Annotated in this window: 15 protein-coding genes; 4 read left to right on the forward strand and 11 right to left on the reverse strand. The window is 40.3% G+C overall.

The annotated features are described in order from the left end of the window. Positions 1-131 precede the first annotated feature (131 nt). From FH976_RS10190 to zapE, 6 genes are all read right to left on the reverse strand, one after another. Complete coding sequence (locus FH976_RS10190; protein WP_194090750.1) at positions 132-890, reverse strand: cytochrome c1; 759 nt, start codon at positions 888-890, stop codon at positions 132-134. Further along, positions 887-2,155, reverse strand: a complete 1,269-nt coding sequence (locus FH976_RS10195; protein ID WP_194090751.1) for a cytochrome b — start codon at positions 2,153-2,155, stop codon at positions 887-889. Before FH976_RS10195 ends, FH976_RS10190 begins: the two co-directional genes overlap by 4 nt. Next, positions 2,155-2,763 carry a ubiquinol-cytochrome c reductase iron-sulfur subunit gene (petA, locus tag FH976_RS10200; RefSeq protein ID WP_194090752.1) on the reverse strand — a complete coding sequence of 203 codons (609 nt, stop codon included), beginning with the start codon at positions 2,761-2,763 and terminating at the stop codon, positions 2,155-2,157. Before petA ends, FH976_RS10195 begins: the two co-directional genes overlap by 1 nt. 374 nt (positions 2,764-3,137) lie before the next feature. After that, positions 3,138-3,530, reverse strand: coding sequence for a 30S ribosomal protein S9 (gene rpsI / locus FH976_RS10205; RefSeq protein ID WP_194090753.1), 393 nt, complete (start codon positions 3,528-3,530; stop codon positions 3,138-3,140). A 15-nt stretch (positions 3,531-3,545) separates the two neighbouring features. Then, on the reverse strand, positions 3,546-3,974 hold the full coding sequence (rplM, locus tag FH976_RS10210) for a 50S ribosomal protein L13 (RefSeq protein WP_190330866.1): 429 nt from the start codon (positions 3,972-3,974) through the stop codon (positions 3,546-3,548). 374 nt (positions 3,975-4,348) lie between these two features. After that, entirely contained in the window at positions 4,349-5,449 is a 1,101-nt protein-coding gene (zapE, locus tag FH976_RS10215) for a cell division protein ZapE (protein WP_194090754.1), read from the reverse strand. Positions 5,450-5,617: 168 nt separating this feature from the next. On the opposite strand from zapE, the gene zapG reads away from it, so the two are divergent. From zapG to FH976_RS10230, 3 genes are all read left to right on the forward strand, one after another. Continuing rightward, the gene (zapG, locus tag FH976_RS10220; RefSeq protein ID WP_194090755.1) at positions 5,618-6,052 is read left to right on the forward strand and encodes a Z-ring associated protein ZapG; all 435 of its coding nucleotides are present in this window, start codon (positions 5,618-5,620) and stop codon (positions 6,050-6,052) included. A gap of 160 nt (positions 6,053-6,212) precedes the next feature. Beyond that, a complete protein-coding gene (degS, locus tag FH976_RS10225) occupies positions 6,213-7,277 on the forward strand; it encodes an outer membrane-stress sensor serine endopeptidase DegS (RefSeq protein ID WP_194090756.1) in 1,065 nt (354 codons plus the stop codon). A 97-nt stretch (positions 7,278-7,374) separates the two neighbouring features. Continuing rightward, on the forward strand, positions 7,375-8,250 hold the full coding sequence (locus FH976_RS10230; protein ID WP_194090757.1) for a DMT family transporter: 876 nt from the start codon (positions 7,375-7,377) through the stop codon (positions 8,248-8,250). Positions 8,251-8,564: 314 nt separating this feature from the next. Here FH976_RS10230 and lspA read toward each other — a convergent pair whose 3' ends face one another. The 4 genes from lspA to murJ all read right to left on the reverse strand — a co-directional run bounded on the left by lspA (position 8,565) and on the right by murJ (position 14,646). Continuing rightward, positions 8,565-9,062: a signal peptidase II gene (gene lspA / locus FH976_RS10235; protein ID WP_194090758.1), complete on the reverse strand. Its 498-nt coding sequence runs from the start codon at positions 9,060-9,062 to the stop codon at positions 8,565-8,567. After that, complete coding sequence (gene ileS / locus FH976_RS10240; protein WP_194090759.1) at positions 9,062-11,920, reverse strand: isoleucine--tRNA ligase; 2,859 nt, start codon at positions 11,918-11,920, stop codon at positions 9,062-9,064. Before ileS ends, lspA begins: the two co-directional genes overlap by 1 nt. Positions 11,921-11,972: 52 nt before the next feature. Continuing rightward, positions 11,973-12,983, reverse strand: a complete 1,011-nt coding sequence (gene ribF, locus FH976_RS10245) for a bifunctional riboflavin kinase/FAD synthetase (RefSeq protein ID WP_194090760.1) — start codon at positions 12,981-12,983, stop codon at positions 11,973-11,975. A gap of 106 nt (positions 12,984-13,089) precedes the next feature. Then, positions 13,090-14,646 (reverse strand): murein biosynthesis integral membrane protein MurJ, encoded by a 1,557-nt coding sequence (murJ, locus tag FH976_RS10250; protein WP_194090761.1) that lies wholly within the window; start codon positions 14,644-14,646, stop codon positions 13,090-13,092. A 291-nt stretch (positions 14,647-14,937) separates the two neighbouring features. Between murJ and rpsT the strand changes: the two genes are divergently transcribed. Then, positions 14,938-15,198, forward strand: a complete 261-nt coding sequence (rpsT, locus tag FH976_RS10255) for a 30S ribosomal protein S20 (RefSeq protein WP_194090762.1) — start codon at positions 14,938-14,940, stop codon at positions 15,196-15,198. A gap of 114 nt (positions 15,199-15,312) precedes the next feature. On the opposite strand, the gene FH976_RS10260 is transcribed toward rpsT, so the two are convergent. Continuing rightward, positions 15,313-15,621, reverse strand: a complete 309-nt coding sequence (locus FH976_RS10260; RefSeq protein ID WP_194090763.1) for an ArsR/SmtB family transcription factor — start codon at positions 15,619-15,621, stop codon at positions 15,313-15,315. Between the last annotated feature and the right edge of the window lie 62 nt (positions 15,622-15,683).

Here is a 15,683-nt window from a genome sequence, read left to right on the forward strand (position 1 = left end):
GATAAGCCCTCCAGCATACATAAATAAAAATAATGGAGGCTATCGCCTCCATTTCACAAAAATTAGCAGCCAATTTTAGCATAATTGTCGCTATTCAGGCTAACTATTATTCATTGAATCGTGTTGAGTGATTAATGCACATCACGCCAGTACTCTTTTTTCAGCAATACCACAATAATAGTGAAAAACACTAAAAATGCCATCACCCACCAACCAAGAGCATGACGCTCTAATTTAACTGGATCACCTGAATACTCTAAAAAGTTAACCAGATCACGAACAGTTTGATCATACTCTTGAGGGGTTAACTCACCCATTTTATCAACTCGAGTTGAAGTCACAGTTTTATGCTCTTTACCATCAACCGTTTTAATTGTATAGACTGGCTCTGGTATCCCTTGCAAACCTTCTAATACATGAGGCATACCTACGCTTGGAAAAATAATATTATTCACACCAAATGGGCGAGTAGGATCTGCATAAAAAGAACGTAAATAAGTATATAGCCAATCAACACCACGAACTCGAGCAACGAGAGTTAAGTCAGGTGGTGGTGCACCAAACCATTTAGCCGCATCCTTTTCAGGTATCGAGTTAGTCATTAGATCACCAATTTTTGCATTGGGATCTAATATAAGGTTTTCTTTCATTAAATCATCAGGAATACCCAAGTCTGTCGCGACACGTTGATAGCGCTGATATCGTGTCGAGTGGCAACCTGAGCAATAGCTCATAAAAGTTTTAGCCCCTCGTTGCAATGACGCCTGATCAGTTAAGTCATTATTGGCTTTATCAAGATGAACATTACCTCCTGCTGCCATTACCGATAAGGGCAACATAAGAGATAATGAGAAAACCAGAGCCAAACGCCCTACAATCGACTTTTTCATTTAAATGTCACCCTCTCTGGTAATGGTTTAGTCGCTTCATTTTTGCTGTAAACATACAACAAGATAAAGAACATGAAATACCCTAAGCTGAAGATCTGCGCTAATAGTGTATACAGCGGAGTGGCAGGTAAGGTACCCAAAACGCCAAGAGCAATAAAGCTAATTACAAATTGGATAATATTGATTAAATGCCATTTACTACGGTAACGATACGAGCGTACTTTACAACGATCAAACCATGGTAGTAAGAATAAGAACACAATAGAAGCGCCCATTGCTGCAACTCCCAATAACTTATCTGGCACCGCACGTAAAATAGCGTAAAACGGCGTAAAGTACCAAACAGGAGCAATATGTTCCGGTGTTTTCAGCGGATTAGCGGCTTCAAAGTTAGGCGGTTCAAGGAAGTACCCTCCCATCTCTGGATTAAAGAACAATACATAGCTAAAGAAGATTAAGAACCCTGCGATACCGACCATATCCTTCACCGTGCCATACGGATGAAATGGAATAGAATCTTTAATATTGTACTTAGACGTATATTGTTTATGGAATGTAAACTGAGTCGTGTGTTCGCCTTTATCATCTGGCGTTTTTGGTATTTTAGTATCAATACCATCAGGGTTATTTGAACCCACTTCATGCAACGCTAAAACGTGCAGTACTACCAATAGCAATAATACAATTGGCAAGGCAATAACGTGCAGCGCAAAAAAGCGGTTTAATGTGGCTCCGGAGATAACGTAATCACCACGGATCCATAGGGTAAGATCGTCACCAATAACAGGAATAGCACCAAATAGTGAAATAATGACCTGCGCACCCCAATAAGACATTTGTCCCCAAGGTAGCAAATATCCCATAAAGGCTTCCGCCATAAGAACTAAGAAAATGAGCATACCAAAGATCCACAATAGCTCACGTGGCTTTTGATACGAACCATAAATCAGACCGCGGAACATATGTAGATAAACGACGATAAAAAATGCAGACGCTCCAGTAGAGTGCATATAACGCAGTAGCCAGCCATATTGCACATCACGCATGATATATTCAACCGATGCAAATGCTCCCTCTCCAGAAGGCACGTAGTTCATCGTCAGCCAGATCCCTGTGATGATCTGATTAACCAGTACCAACATAGCCAAAGAGCCAAAAATATACCAAAAGTTAAAGTTCTTAGGCATCGGGTATTCAGATAAATGCTTTTTATAAGCATCCATAACGGGTAAGCGCTTTTCTACCCAATCCAATAAGGCTTGCATTAAGCTTCTCCTCCCTGGTTTCCATTATCAACAGATTCACCAATAATAATGCGAGTGTCAGTTAGGTATCCATGCTCTGGCACAACCAAATTCAATGGCGCTGGAACACCTTGAAATACACGCCCGGCTAAATCAAATTTAGAGCCATGACATGGACAGAAGAATCCTGAAGAAACTCCTTGAACTTGCTCACTAAAAGAATCAGGTAAATACGTTGGTGAACATCCCAGATGCGTACAAATCCCTACCGCAACAAAGTAGTCAGGTTTTATAGATCGATAAGTATTATGAGCGTACTCTGGTTGTTGTTCTTGTTCTGAACTTGGATCACGAAGTTTATCACTAATAGAATTTAGCTCAGCCAATGTCGCCTTAGAACGACGAACAACCCAAACTGGCTTTCCTCGCCATTCAACTCGAACAAGCTGCCCCTCTTCTAACTTCCCAATATCTACCTCAACAGGGGCACCGGCCGCTTTAGCTCTTTCACTTGGATTCCAAGATTTTATAAAAGGTACAGCGACTGCTACCGCTCCTATTCCGCCAACAACCGCAGTTGTAGCAGTCAAAAAGCGCCGACGACCATTATTAATAGGCGCATTGCTCATCCAACATTCTCCCACTCAGACTGTATTAACTTAATAAACACAAAAAGGATTCCCTGACTTTAGCTTTAAAACACACGCTTATAATGTTGTATACGTTAATGCATGCACTATCATACTAAATCATAAAGAAAAGCCCTCAGAGAGACAAGGGTAAGCTACTTTTTCGTAACACTTTAGAAGCATATTTGTTTGTGAACTCACAAAAGCAATAAAAGGTTGGCTCAGAAATAAGAAGTGGGTGGAAGATAGCGGATAAGAAAAAATGGTAGGAAGAATAAATAACAAAAAAGCCCGACCGAAGTCGAGCTTTTGGAACCACACACCAGAAAACTGGTGACGCTGATTCTCCATGCAGAGAAAACTCTGCCGAAAAATTAACGCTTAGAGAATTGTGGTTTTTTACGTGCTTTACGTAGACCAACTTTCTTACGCTCAACGCAACGTGCGTCGCGAGTAACGTAGCCAGCTGCGCGTAGAGCAGGACGTAGAGTTTCATCGTATTCCATAAGAGCACGTGTGATACCGTGACGGATCGCACCAGCTTGACCAGAAATACCACCACCTTTAACAGTGATGTATAGATCGATTTTCTCTACCATATCAACAAGTTCAAGTGGTTGTTTAACAACCATACGTGAAGTAGGACGACCAAAGTAGGTGTCTAGATCACGTTTGTTGATTACGATGTTGCCGCTGCCTGGTTTCATGAAAACACGAGCAGCTGAGCTTTTGCGACGGCCAGTGCCGTAGTATTGATTCTCTGCCATTTCGATAATCCTCGATTAGATGTCTAGTACTTGTGGTTGTTGAGCAGCATGGTTGTGCTCAGCGCCAGCGTAAACTTTTAGCTTACGGTACATAGCACGGCCAAGAGGACCACGTGGTAGCATACCTTTAACAGCTAGTTCCATAACCATTTCTGGTTTGTGATCAATCAGTTTTTCAAAAGAGATTGATTTTAGACCACCAGGGAACTCAGTGTGACGGTAATAAATTTTACCCTTCGCTTTGTTACCTGTAACAGCTACTTTCTCAGCATTTACAACGATGATGTAATCACCAGTATCAACGTGAGGAGTGTACTCAGCTTTATGTTTGCCACGTAGGCGAGATGCAATTTCACTTGCTAGACGGCCAAGAGTTTTACCTTCAGCGTCTACAACATACCAGTCGCGTTTTACAGTTTCTGGTTTAGCAACGAAAGTTTTCATGCTAATAATACCCGTTTAATTTAAATTCATAGTTTAAGGAATGAGTATCTAATAAGAAAGCTCACTCCCACTGTCTAAGAGTCCCATTCATCACCCCTTCGAGTCGTTGGTGCTCTCGGCATTATCATTTCTCTTTTTATATAAAGAGTAATAATTACGCCTGCAGTAACGGTGGGTCGCAGGATTATAGGGAAGTGTGAGGAAAAAATCATCTACTTTCGCGAAAAAAGTCTTTTTTTTTAACTTACGAGTGAAATTGAATCAAAAAGCTATTTTTTGAACTATAAAATTTGATTTTTATCGTTCTTTTAGCGCTAACGAAGTGCTGTATAAGCGCAAGCTCCTTAGAAGGAGCAAGCTATATCGTTTATATTTCAAGATAAATGCTCGTTTGAGAGATAATCAAGACTCTGCATCTCAACCAGGCGAGATTGACAACGCTTAAACTCAAACTCTAACTGACCTTGTTTATATAAGTCTTCAAGCTTCACTTCAGCCGATAAAATAAGCGTCACATTGCGATCGTAAAACTCATCAACTAATGCAACAAAACGACGTGCTGCATTATCATTCTCTCGACCCATCCGCTTAACACCTGAAAGTAAAACAGTGTGATAGATTTTTGATATTTCTACAAAGTCAGATTGGCTTCTTGCACTTTCACACAACTGACTAAAGTTCGCATATAAAACACCATCAGAGGATCCTATTACGGATATATCCCTATTCTTAATCTTAATACTTTTCGTCTGGAATAATTCATCATGACTCAATTGTTGATAATATTGGTTTAGTTCTTTTTGCGATTTATCATCAAGTGGATAATGATAAATTTTAGCTTGCTCTAATGTCCTAAAGCGATAATCAATACCGCTATCAATATTCACTTCTAAGCAATGCTGCTCAATCAACTTAATCGCAGGGAGAAAACGAGCTCTTTGTAATCCGTTATAATATAAATCTTTTGGCGGGATATTCGATGTCGCCACTAAAATCATATTTCGTTTAAATAAAGCTTGGAATAGAGTTCCTAGAATCATTGCGTCTGTAATATCAGAAACAAAAAACTCATCAAAACAAATGATATCCGCTTCTTGTTTAAGTCGGTCTGCAACAAGCTCTAGTGGGTCACTCGTATGTTGTAAGCTGCCCAATTCATCATGTACTCGCAACATAAATCGATGAAAATGCATACGGGATTTTTTAGACGAGGGTAGCGTATCAAAAAACAAATCCATCAAGTACGTCTTGCCACGCCCTACTCCGCCCCAAAAATAGAGGCCTTTAGGTGGGCTCGTCTGGATGTTGTGTCCCCATAAATGGCTAAACACACTATTTTTTTTCACCGGAGCTGATACATATTCAACAAACTGATGATACAAAGAATCCAGCTTTTCAACTGCAAAAAGTTGAGCTGGATCTTTCTGATAGCCACGATGCTCAAGATCATATTGGTATTGTTGTTTTGGTGTCATTGTTATCATTAAACCACTCAATACTGAAAAGATAGCCCAGAGATCACACTAGACATTGTTAAGGACAGCTTTTTCTTTCACAAGCAGTGTTGTCATAGTAACATGTAATTTAAGCATGTATAACAGCGTTGTAATAAACATGTTAAAAAACAACAACAAGGAGCTTTTATGGCTTTTCTTTATGCTGCAATAGGTTTATTCGCAGGTCTTATTATTGGCGTCATTGTTGCGCGCCTGATGACACCTGAATACAAAAAACACAAACAACTACAAAAAGAATTAGAAGCAAGCAAATTTGAACTTGAGCAACATCGCCAAGAATTATCAGATCATTTTTCAAATGCTGCTGAAATGCTCGACACCTTAGGTAAAAGCTATACCAAACTGTATCAACATATGGCTCAAACCTCTTCGGAATTATTACCAAATATATCACAACAAGACAGCCCTTTTATTACTCAATCAACAGAGCAAACGCAAGAAAGTATTGCTGAAGAAATCACAGACGTTCAGCCTAAAGATTATGCTAGTGGTGCCACTGGCTTACTAAAAGAACAGAAAAAAGAGTGCCTGAATTCCCCGAATTTAGATAAAGTCTCTTAATCAAACTTCTTCAAAGTATCCAATATAACGAGCCCACCATGGCTCGTTTTTTTATCTCCATTGCCAAACAAACTGACCATAGCAAACTTCTCTTTTATTTGTTTTATAACCAATGTTATTCTCTCCCAGATCGATAACCTATTTATTACCTGAGGGCTACATGCTGAAATTCTGGCTTCGACCTATTTTAATTGGCTTAGTAACGGCAGTAATCCTTTTATTTTCAATGCCTTCGTTACGCCCGAACTTACCTAATTTCAATGAAAAGCCGCAAGCCGATAATATTGATTCTGTTCGTATGTCTTTTAGTCATGCTGTACATCGAGCTGGACCAGCTGTCGCCAATATTTATAGCCGACAATATGTTCAAGGTGATCATCTAAAACTCAAGACTCAAGGCTTAGGTTCTGGCGTTATTGTCAGTGATAAAGGCTACATAATTACTAACTATCATGTTGTAGCCGAAGCTGATCAAGTTGTTGTTGCATTACAAGATGGCCGAGTCTCCAATGCTCAATTAGTCGGAACAGATAAACAAACCGATATTGCTGTGCTTAAAGTTGATATGACTAACTTACCCGTCATCCCACAAAACCCAAATTATAATGCCAAAGTTGGTGATGTTGTACTCGCGATCGGCAATCCATATAACCTAGGTCAAACGACAACTTTTGGTATTATTTCAGCCACGGGGCGTTCATCGGTCAGCGCCGATGGTCGACAGGCTTTTATTCAAACGGATGCTGCAATTAATAAAGGTAACTCTGGTGGCGCTTTAGTTAATACCAATGGAGAATTGGTCGGTATTAATACGGCATCATTCCAGCAAGCAACGGACTTAGAAACCTATGGTATCTCTTTTGCTATTCCTTATGCTCTCGCCAATAAAATAATGACTAAAATTATTGCAGATGGTCGTGTGATCCGTGGTTATATCGGTATTGATGGGCAAGATATGAATGCTGTCGCGGCACGACTACTAGGTATAGATCATGTAAATGGAATTGTAGTCCTCAGCATTGCTCCAAATGGCCCTGCTCAAAAAGCCGGTTTAAAAGAGAAAGATGTCATCATTAGTATTGACGATAATAAAGTTATCAATAGCCAAGGCGTGATGGAAATGGTTACTGAAATACGACCAGGAACCCACGTCAACTTGGGAGTCTTACGCGATGGTAAGCTTCTTACTTTGCCATTAGTTATTGGCGAAGATCCTAGAGATTAATCGCTCTTATTAAAAATTAGAACCACTAGTCACTCTCAACGAATTTACACATTTAACAGCTCTACCGCGGACAGAGATTATCAATATAGGCTTTCATATGACATGGATTGTATTTACATTTTTTGCCGCTTTTATGCAGTCTTGGCGTAATGCATTTCAAAGCCAGTTATCTTTAGAGGTTAAAACATTAGGGGTCACACTCGCAAGATTTCTATGGGCGAGTCCAATTGCCGCCTTGTATCTTGTCTCTCTCTATTTGTATAAGCCTGCGCCACTGCCTCATTTTACACCTGAATTTATTAGCTACATTATCGCAGCCTCATTGATGCAGATCCTTGCAACAGCACTGATGGTACTTCTATTTAAACAAAGCAATTATGCTGTGGGTGCAGGCCTTGCTAAAAGCGAAGCGCTTGCAGCGGCCATACTAGGCCTAGTATTTTTTGGCACAAGCCTAACTTTTCTGGGATGGATAGGTGTATTTATCGGCGGAATTGGGATCTTCTTATTAAGCACAACCGCCGGTATAAAAAGCCTTTCCCTAAAAATAGTACTTCTTGGTCTGGCTTGTGGTTCGGCTTTTGCGCTAACGTCTCTGTGGGTAAGAGAAGCCAGCCTCGCGCTACACTTAGCTTTTCCTTATAGCGCCGCTTGGGTATTATTATTGGTGATAAGCCTGCAAACGTTACTACTCATGATCTACATTGCTTCTACAGACATAAGTACACTTCAAGCCTTATGGCAACGACCTAAATTAACACTGCTAACCAGTATTGCGAGTTGCTTAGGTTCTATCGGTTGGTTCAGCGCGATGTCCTTACAAGCTGTGCCCTATGTAAAAACCCTCGGCCAAGTAGAAATATTTTTCACCATGCTAATCTCATTCTTATGGCTTAAACAGAAAATAAGAATTAAAGATGGCGTTGGGTTAATACTCGTCGCATTGGCGGCAATTTTAGTTATGTGGGTTTAATTTAACTTTAAATATTCCACTTCTAATATGATATTTAACCTGAACTCTGGATAAGGAAGATTATAACCTATTAATTTATAGTCTTTTTTAATCATTTACAGAACTGCGCAGAGATTTTAGATGCATAACTAGGCAAAATTATGAGTCAATAGCTGGTCTATTGCGTTAATTTTAACGAAGTTAGGCGCTAAAAGAACAAGTTGTTTAGCTTAAATTATCCAGAGTTCAGGTTATTTAGATATAAAAAAGCGCCACCGTAAAAACAGTGGCGCTAATCAATCACAAGCTAATATCTAGGTTTAACTCTTTGCAGACTATTTCTTAGATCGAAAGCCATCTAGAACAATCATCACCGCACCAATACAAATAGCCGCATCTGCTAAGTTAAAAGCTGGCCAGTGGTAACTTCCCCAGAAAAAATCTAAGTAATCAACTACAAAGCCATGCACTAAACGGTCAAATACATTACCAAGAGCACCGCCAATGATCATAGAGTAAGCCGGATTATTCCAGCACTCTGTTGCGGGTAGTTTTCGCATCCATATGATCAACATGGCACTAATCACAAAGGCGATTCCGGTAAATAACCAACGCTGCCAACCAGGTTGGTCGCTTAAAAAGCTAAAAGCTGCACCAAGATTATGGACGTACAGTAAGTTAAAGAAAGGTAAAATCTCAATACGATTGACCCATCCATACCCCATGTTATTCATAACCACTAGTTTGATACTGATATCAGCAACAAACACTAATGCCGCTAGCCATAGCCAGCGAACACCAGATTGTTTTATTGAGAATAATGCTTTAGTCATTAGGCAAACTTACGAACTTCGCCGTCGCCTTCAATGTTAGTCACACAACGGCCACATATTTTTTCATGCCCTGCAATGGTGCCAACATCAGCAACATGATGCCAACAACGATCACATTTCTCAGCTTCTGAAGCCGTAACGTCAACAAATAAACCATCCACTTCTGTTGCTTGTGCATCATCCGTTTTTGCACTTAATGGTTGAACTTTAGCTTTAGACGTTAATAGTACAAAACGCAATTCGTCTTCAAGTTTATTCAGATTGGCTGCCAATGCATCATCAGCAAATAACACTACTTCAGCTTGAAGGGAGCCGCCAATCGTTTTTTCACTACGGGCGGTTTCAAGTAACTTATTCACGCCAGCACGAACCGATTGAACTTGAGTCCAAAAGTCATTATTCAATGCTTCGCCTTCAGTCAGCCCAAATAAACCATCAAACCATTCGCCAGTAAATACGAATGTTTCGCGATCTTCGCCATTTGGCAATTTTGATGGCATTTCATTCCAGATTTCATCTGCCGTGAATGACATAATTGGTGCCATCCAACGAACAAGAGCTTCTACAATGTAGTAAAGCGCCGTTTGACAACTACGTTGAGCATTACCGCCCAATTTCGCTGTATATTGGCGATCTTTAATAACATCTAAATAAAATGATCCCATTTCAATAGAACAAAACTGCATTAAACGCTGAGTCACACCATGAGTGTTGTACTCTTCATAAGCTTTCACAATTTCTTTCTGAGCAGCTTGTGCACGCCCTACCGCCCAACGATCTAATGCCACCATATCGTCAACGGCCACCATATCCGTTGCAGGGTTAAAGCCATTTAAGTTAGCAAGAAAGAAACGTGCAGTATTACGAATACGACGATAAGAATCTGCGCTGCGTTTTAAAATTTCATCCGACACCGCTACTTCACCGGTGTAATCGGTAGAGGCCACCCATAAACGTAGAATGTCTGCGCCTAATTTGTTGGTTACATCTTTTGGTGAAACCACATTACCGATAGATTTCGACATCTTACGGCCGTTAGCATCCACGACAAAACCATGAGTTAACACTTGGTTGTACGGTGCTTTATCTTTCATTGCTACCGAAGTGATCAATGATGATTGGAACCAACCACGGTGTTGATCCGAACCTTCCAGATAAAGATCGGCACTGTTGCCATTGAACTCTTCACGATTATCAACCACAGAGTAATGTGTTGAACCAGAATCAAACCATACATCTAACGTATCCAGTACTTTTTCGTAGTTCGCTGAGTCTGCTTCGCCCATCAAATCAGCAGGATCAAGATCCCACCATGCTTGAATGCCTTTTTCTTCCACCAACTTAGCCACTTTCTCGATAAGCTCAGGTGAGTTAGGATGCAATTCAGCGGTTTCTTTATGTACGAATAAAGCGATTGGCACGCCCCAAGTACGTTGACGAGAGATACACCATTCTGGACGACCTTCGATCATGCCTTCAATACGGCTTTGACCCCATTCAGGCATCCACTGAACATTTTTAATTTCACTTAATGCTTTAGCACGTAAGCCAGCTTGATCCATAGAAATGAACCATTGTGGTGTGGCGCGGAAAATAATTGGCGTTTTATGGCGCCAGCAATGCGGGTAGCTGTGTTCATAAGCGTGGTGATGTAATAATGCGCCATGCTTTTTTAATACTTCAAGTACCGAATCATTGGCTTTAAATACGTGCTGACCGGCAAATAATTCCGTATCCGGTAAGTAAACACCGTTAGAACCAACAGGGTTCGCCACTTCAAGATCGTACAATTTACCAACCACGAAATCTTCTTGGCCGTGTCCCGGCGCAGTATGAACAATGCCAGTACCTGATTCAGTTGTGACGTGTTCGCCTAAAATAGCAGGCACATTAAAGTCGTAGAATGGGTGATTAAAGCGAGTCAGTTCTAAATCAGAACCTTTCGTAAAGCCTAAATTATGAAAATGCTCAATATTCACCGCAGCCATAACCGATGTCGCCAGATCAGAAGCCACGATAATGCGCTCTGCTGGTTGTTCACCATTGGCTTCAACTTGAATCAATACATATTCAAGATCGTCACGCAGACATACGGCGCGGTTAGCTGGCATTGTCCACGGCGTGGTAGTCCAAATAACAATCGATACATCACCTTGACCTTGATGGCCTTCTTTGCAATCAAACTTAGATAATACAGCAGCTTCATCGGTTGCTTTAAAACGTACGTAGATAGAAGGCGATACTTTATCTTTGTATTCAACTTCTGCTTCCGCTAATGCAGAACCACAATCGGTACACCAGTGAACTGGTTTAAAGCCTTTTAACAAGTGGCCTTTATCTGCGATTTTACCTAATGAACGAATGATATTCGCTTCCGTTCCAAAATCCATAGTGCGGTAAGGCTTTTCCCACTCACCCATGATGCCTAAACGCTTAAAGCTATCTTTTTGCCCTTCAACTTGGCCAGCCGCGTATTTACGACATTCTTCGCGAAATTCCGCTGCAGAAATCTTCTGACCTGGTTTACCTTTTTTCTTTTCTACCATTAGCTCAATTGGTAGGCCGTGGCAGTCCCAACCTGGAACATACGGCGCATCAAAGCCAGATAATGTCTTTGATTTAATAATAATATCTTTAAGAATCTTGTTTAGGGCATGACCAATATGGATATCACCATTGGCATAAGGAGGCCCATCGTGTAACACAAATGATTTTTTGCCTTTCTTTGCAGCACGAATTTCGCCGTAAAGATCTTCTTTGTACCAACGTTTAAGCATTTCTGGCTCACGATTAGCCAGATTCCCTTTCATTGGAAACCCTGTTTCAGGTAGATTCAGAGTATTTTTATAATCAGTCATCGATTCTTAATTCCGTTACATTGGGCGATATGAATGAGGAGTTTCCAAACAGCTAACAGACTGTTTGTGAAATTATATTGTGCTCAAGCAACCACACCCTTGCTGCTTGCGCGTCTAATTCTATTTGTTGTTTCAATAGCCCGAAATCATCGAACTTTTTTTCATCTCGAAGTTTGTGTAGCAACACGACTTCAAGTTGTTTGCCGTAAAGGTTCTGTTGGAAATCAAATAAATGTACTTCCAACTGTTGGCGAACTCCATTGACGGTTGGGCGATTACCAATATTTGCAACGCCACCCGCAATGAATTGATTCGGGCATTTTTCATTTGGGTCCAATTTCGCAGCGCCAAATACTTTAACAACATACACACCAGAGACTGGTGACACATTTCGTTTTAGCGGGATATTTGCGGTAGGAAACCCAATAGTTCGACCAAGTTTTCGACCATGAGAAACTCGGCCATTAATACTATAATCACGGCTCAACATAGCTTTGGCTTCTAATAAACGATCTTGTGCTAACGCATCTCTAATCGCAGTACTACTCACTCGAATAGGATCCGATTGAGAGCAGTTATCAGGTGTGTGCATACAGAAGCTATCTGTACTCACAACATCGAAACCATATTGTTTACCTGCTTGAACAAGATCTTTAAATGATCCTTGACGATTTTTACCAAAACGAAAATCATCACCAACCACTAAATATTTCACGCCTAGATTCTTAACTAACAAATCTCGAATAAAGGCATCCGGCGTTAAATTTGCAAAATGTTTATTAAAATTAATACACAGCAATCGATCAATTTTATATTTGGCAAGCTGAACAAATTTATCACGTAAACGCGTTAATCTGGCCGGCGCTGATTGTTTAGCAAAAAACTCCATAGGTTGAGGTTCAAATGTCATCACAACCGTAGGTAAATTCAAAGCTTCAGCCTGATCACACAGTCGTCTGAGTAATTGCTGATGCCCTAAATGCACACCATCAAAATTGCCAATACTCAATACGCATCCTTGATGATGCGGTTTAATATTGTGAATGCCTCGGATTAATTCCATATTCGATTCTTATCATCAGGGTTTTGGTCCATTAAACTGGCAAATTATACACATAAAAGCCTTCGTAATGCGAGTCCAGTAGGGCTGTTTATCTGGATCTTAACGATCAATGGCCTTTGAGATCTTTCAGTCTAATGCCAAAAGCGAGCACTGACGCTATATAGCCAATCGCGCCCAAACCAATCAAGCCGACAAGCCAATATGCACGAGTTGAAATATGCCAAGTTAACCACACACTCATATCGGCTAATTGCCAATTTAATAATGCCGTCATGACGCCACCAGCAATCATCACCTTGAAAGCAAAAATAATCGTTTCTCGGGATAAACGATATACTCCAGCAATGTGTAAACCTCGATACAATAAAACCATATTAATCAAGGCTGAAAGTGAGGTTGCCATTGCAAGACCAACGTAGCCAAAAAGATAAGCAAAAATAGCGTTAAATACCATATTAGTCAGCATCGCGATAATGCCGTAACGTACTGGTGTTTTGGTGTCTTGTCTTGAGTAGTACCCTGGCGCTAATACTTTAATCAGCATGAAATTTAATAAACCAGAGGCATAAGCAAGAAGTGATAATGACGCATTATTAACATCACTTGGCATAAACTCACCACGCATAAACAATACCATAAGCATTGGCTTGGCGAGTACCATTAAACCAATCATGGCTGGAACCCCAAGTAGAATCACCATCCGAATGCCCCAATCCATGGTATTGGAAAAACCCTTTGATTCTGCATCCACATGCTTACGAGATAACGCAGGTAAAATTACAGTTGCAATAGCAATACCAAATAATCCTAAAGGAAACTCCAGTAAACGATCAGAGTAGTACAACCAACTGATTGACCCCGTCATCAGAAAGCTCGCAACCATAGTATCAAGTAGTAAATTAATTTGACTAACCGAAACACCAAATAACGCAGGGATCATTAAGGTACGAATTTTTTTGACGCCTGGATCGCTCCAACCCCACTTAGGCTTAACAAGTAACCCTTCACGGTACATAAACGGGATCTGAAAACCAAACTGAACTAAGCCACCTAAAAATACCCCAATTGCCAAGCCAATTTCTGGTTGTTCCATATGAGGTGATATATAAATAGCGGCGAAAATCATCATTACATTAAGAAAAACAGGGGTAAATGACGAAACTGCAAATTTACCTATCGTGTTTAATACGGCGCCCGATAACGCTACAAACGTAATAAACCATAGATAAGGAAAAGTAATTTTTAACAAGAAACTCGCCAGTTCGAATTTAACCGCATTAGGCCCACCATTCAGCCAATCCATAAACCAACCCGCACCAAAAATAGCGGTTACCACTCCAGAGCCTAAAATGCCAAATAAAGTAACAATAGTGACAAGCACACCTAAAGTACCTGAGGCTTTAGAGATTAAATCTCGCATTTTATCTTTATCACCTGACGCGTGATATTCCGTTAGTACAGGCACAAAGGCTTGAGAGAATGCTCCTTCAGCAAATAAGCGACGTAAAAAATTTGGAATTCGATTAGCAAAGAAAAAAACATCCGCCGCTGCACCGGCCCCCATTAAATTCGCAACAACAACGTCACGCACTAGGCCTAATACCCTAGAAACAAAAGTCATGGCACTTACAGTAAGCCCAGATTTCAGCAGTTTTCTACTCACACTTGCCTCAAATATAAAGAGTTGGAACAACAAAAACGAATAACAAATTCTCCACCTAATTGAAAATAAAACAAAGTGGCAAGAGTTATTCATGTGATGAGATAATTAATAGCATTGGAATTCAAATGCTGATAGAATCCACGCCATCTTAACCGCGTAGACCACACTTCGCCAAAAATTAATTTGGTAAAGCTTGGTTTTCGTACAAATCTGTTGACAACCACGTAGGAAAGAGGCATAGTCCTCGCCCTTAAATTGTCACCGAACTAAAGTTTTTTGGGAGTTAGACCCTTGGCAAACAGTAAATCTGCTAAGAAGCGCGCTATCCAAGCTGAGAAACGTCGCCAGCATAATGCTAGTCGTCGTTCTATGATGCGCACTTATATGAAAAAAACTATCGCTGCTATCACAGCTGGCGATAAAGAAGCTGCAACTGCTGCACTAGTTGAAGTAACACCTCTTCTAGATCGCATGGCGACTAAAGGCCTTATTCATAAGAATAAAGCTGCTCGTCATAAGTCTCGCTTCTCTGCAGCAATCAAAGCTCTTTAATTTTATTTTAAAGCTTAATTGCACAAAAACCGGCTTAGGCCGGTTTTTTTATATCTAAAAATTGGACTCAACATCTTCAGCTGAACTACAGATGGATAAAACCAGTCTAGGAACTCAACTTGCCTCACTCTTTGCACTGTACAGCTTGTGTAACTGCTCTATCATGGCTTTTACTTCAGAGTTATGCAGTGAGTAATATACCGTCTGAGACTCCTTCCTCGTTTTAACTACCCCATCTCGGCGTAACCACGCTAAGTGCTGAGATAATGCTGATTGACTTAAAGGAAGCAATAAACATAACTCTCCAACCGATAATTCTTTATCATGCAAAATACACAGAATGTGTAACCTACTTTCATTAGCCATCGCTTTTAAAAGTACCACCGCTTGAGATAGGTTGCTTTCCATTTTAACTAAATCCATATTACAACCTCTACAAGGTTAGACATTTTTTAAAATCATCAATAAAATTTAACGAAATAAAT

This window comes from Vibrio hibernica (genome assembly GCF_015223435.1).
Classification (GTDB): domain Bacteria; phylum Pseudomonadota; class Gammaproteobacteria; order Enterobacterales; family Vibrionaceae; genus Vibrio; species Vibrio hibernica.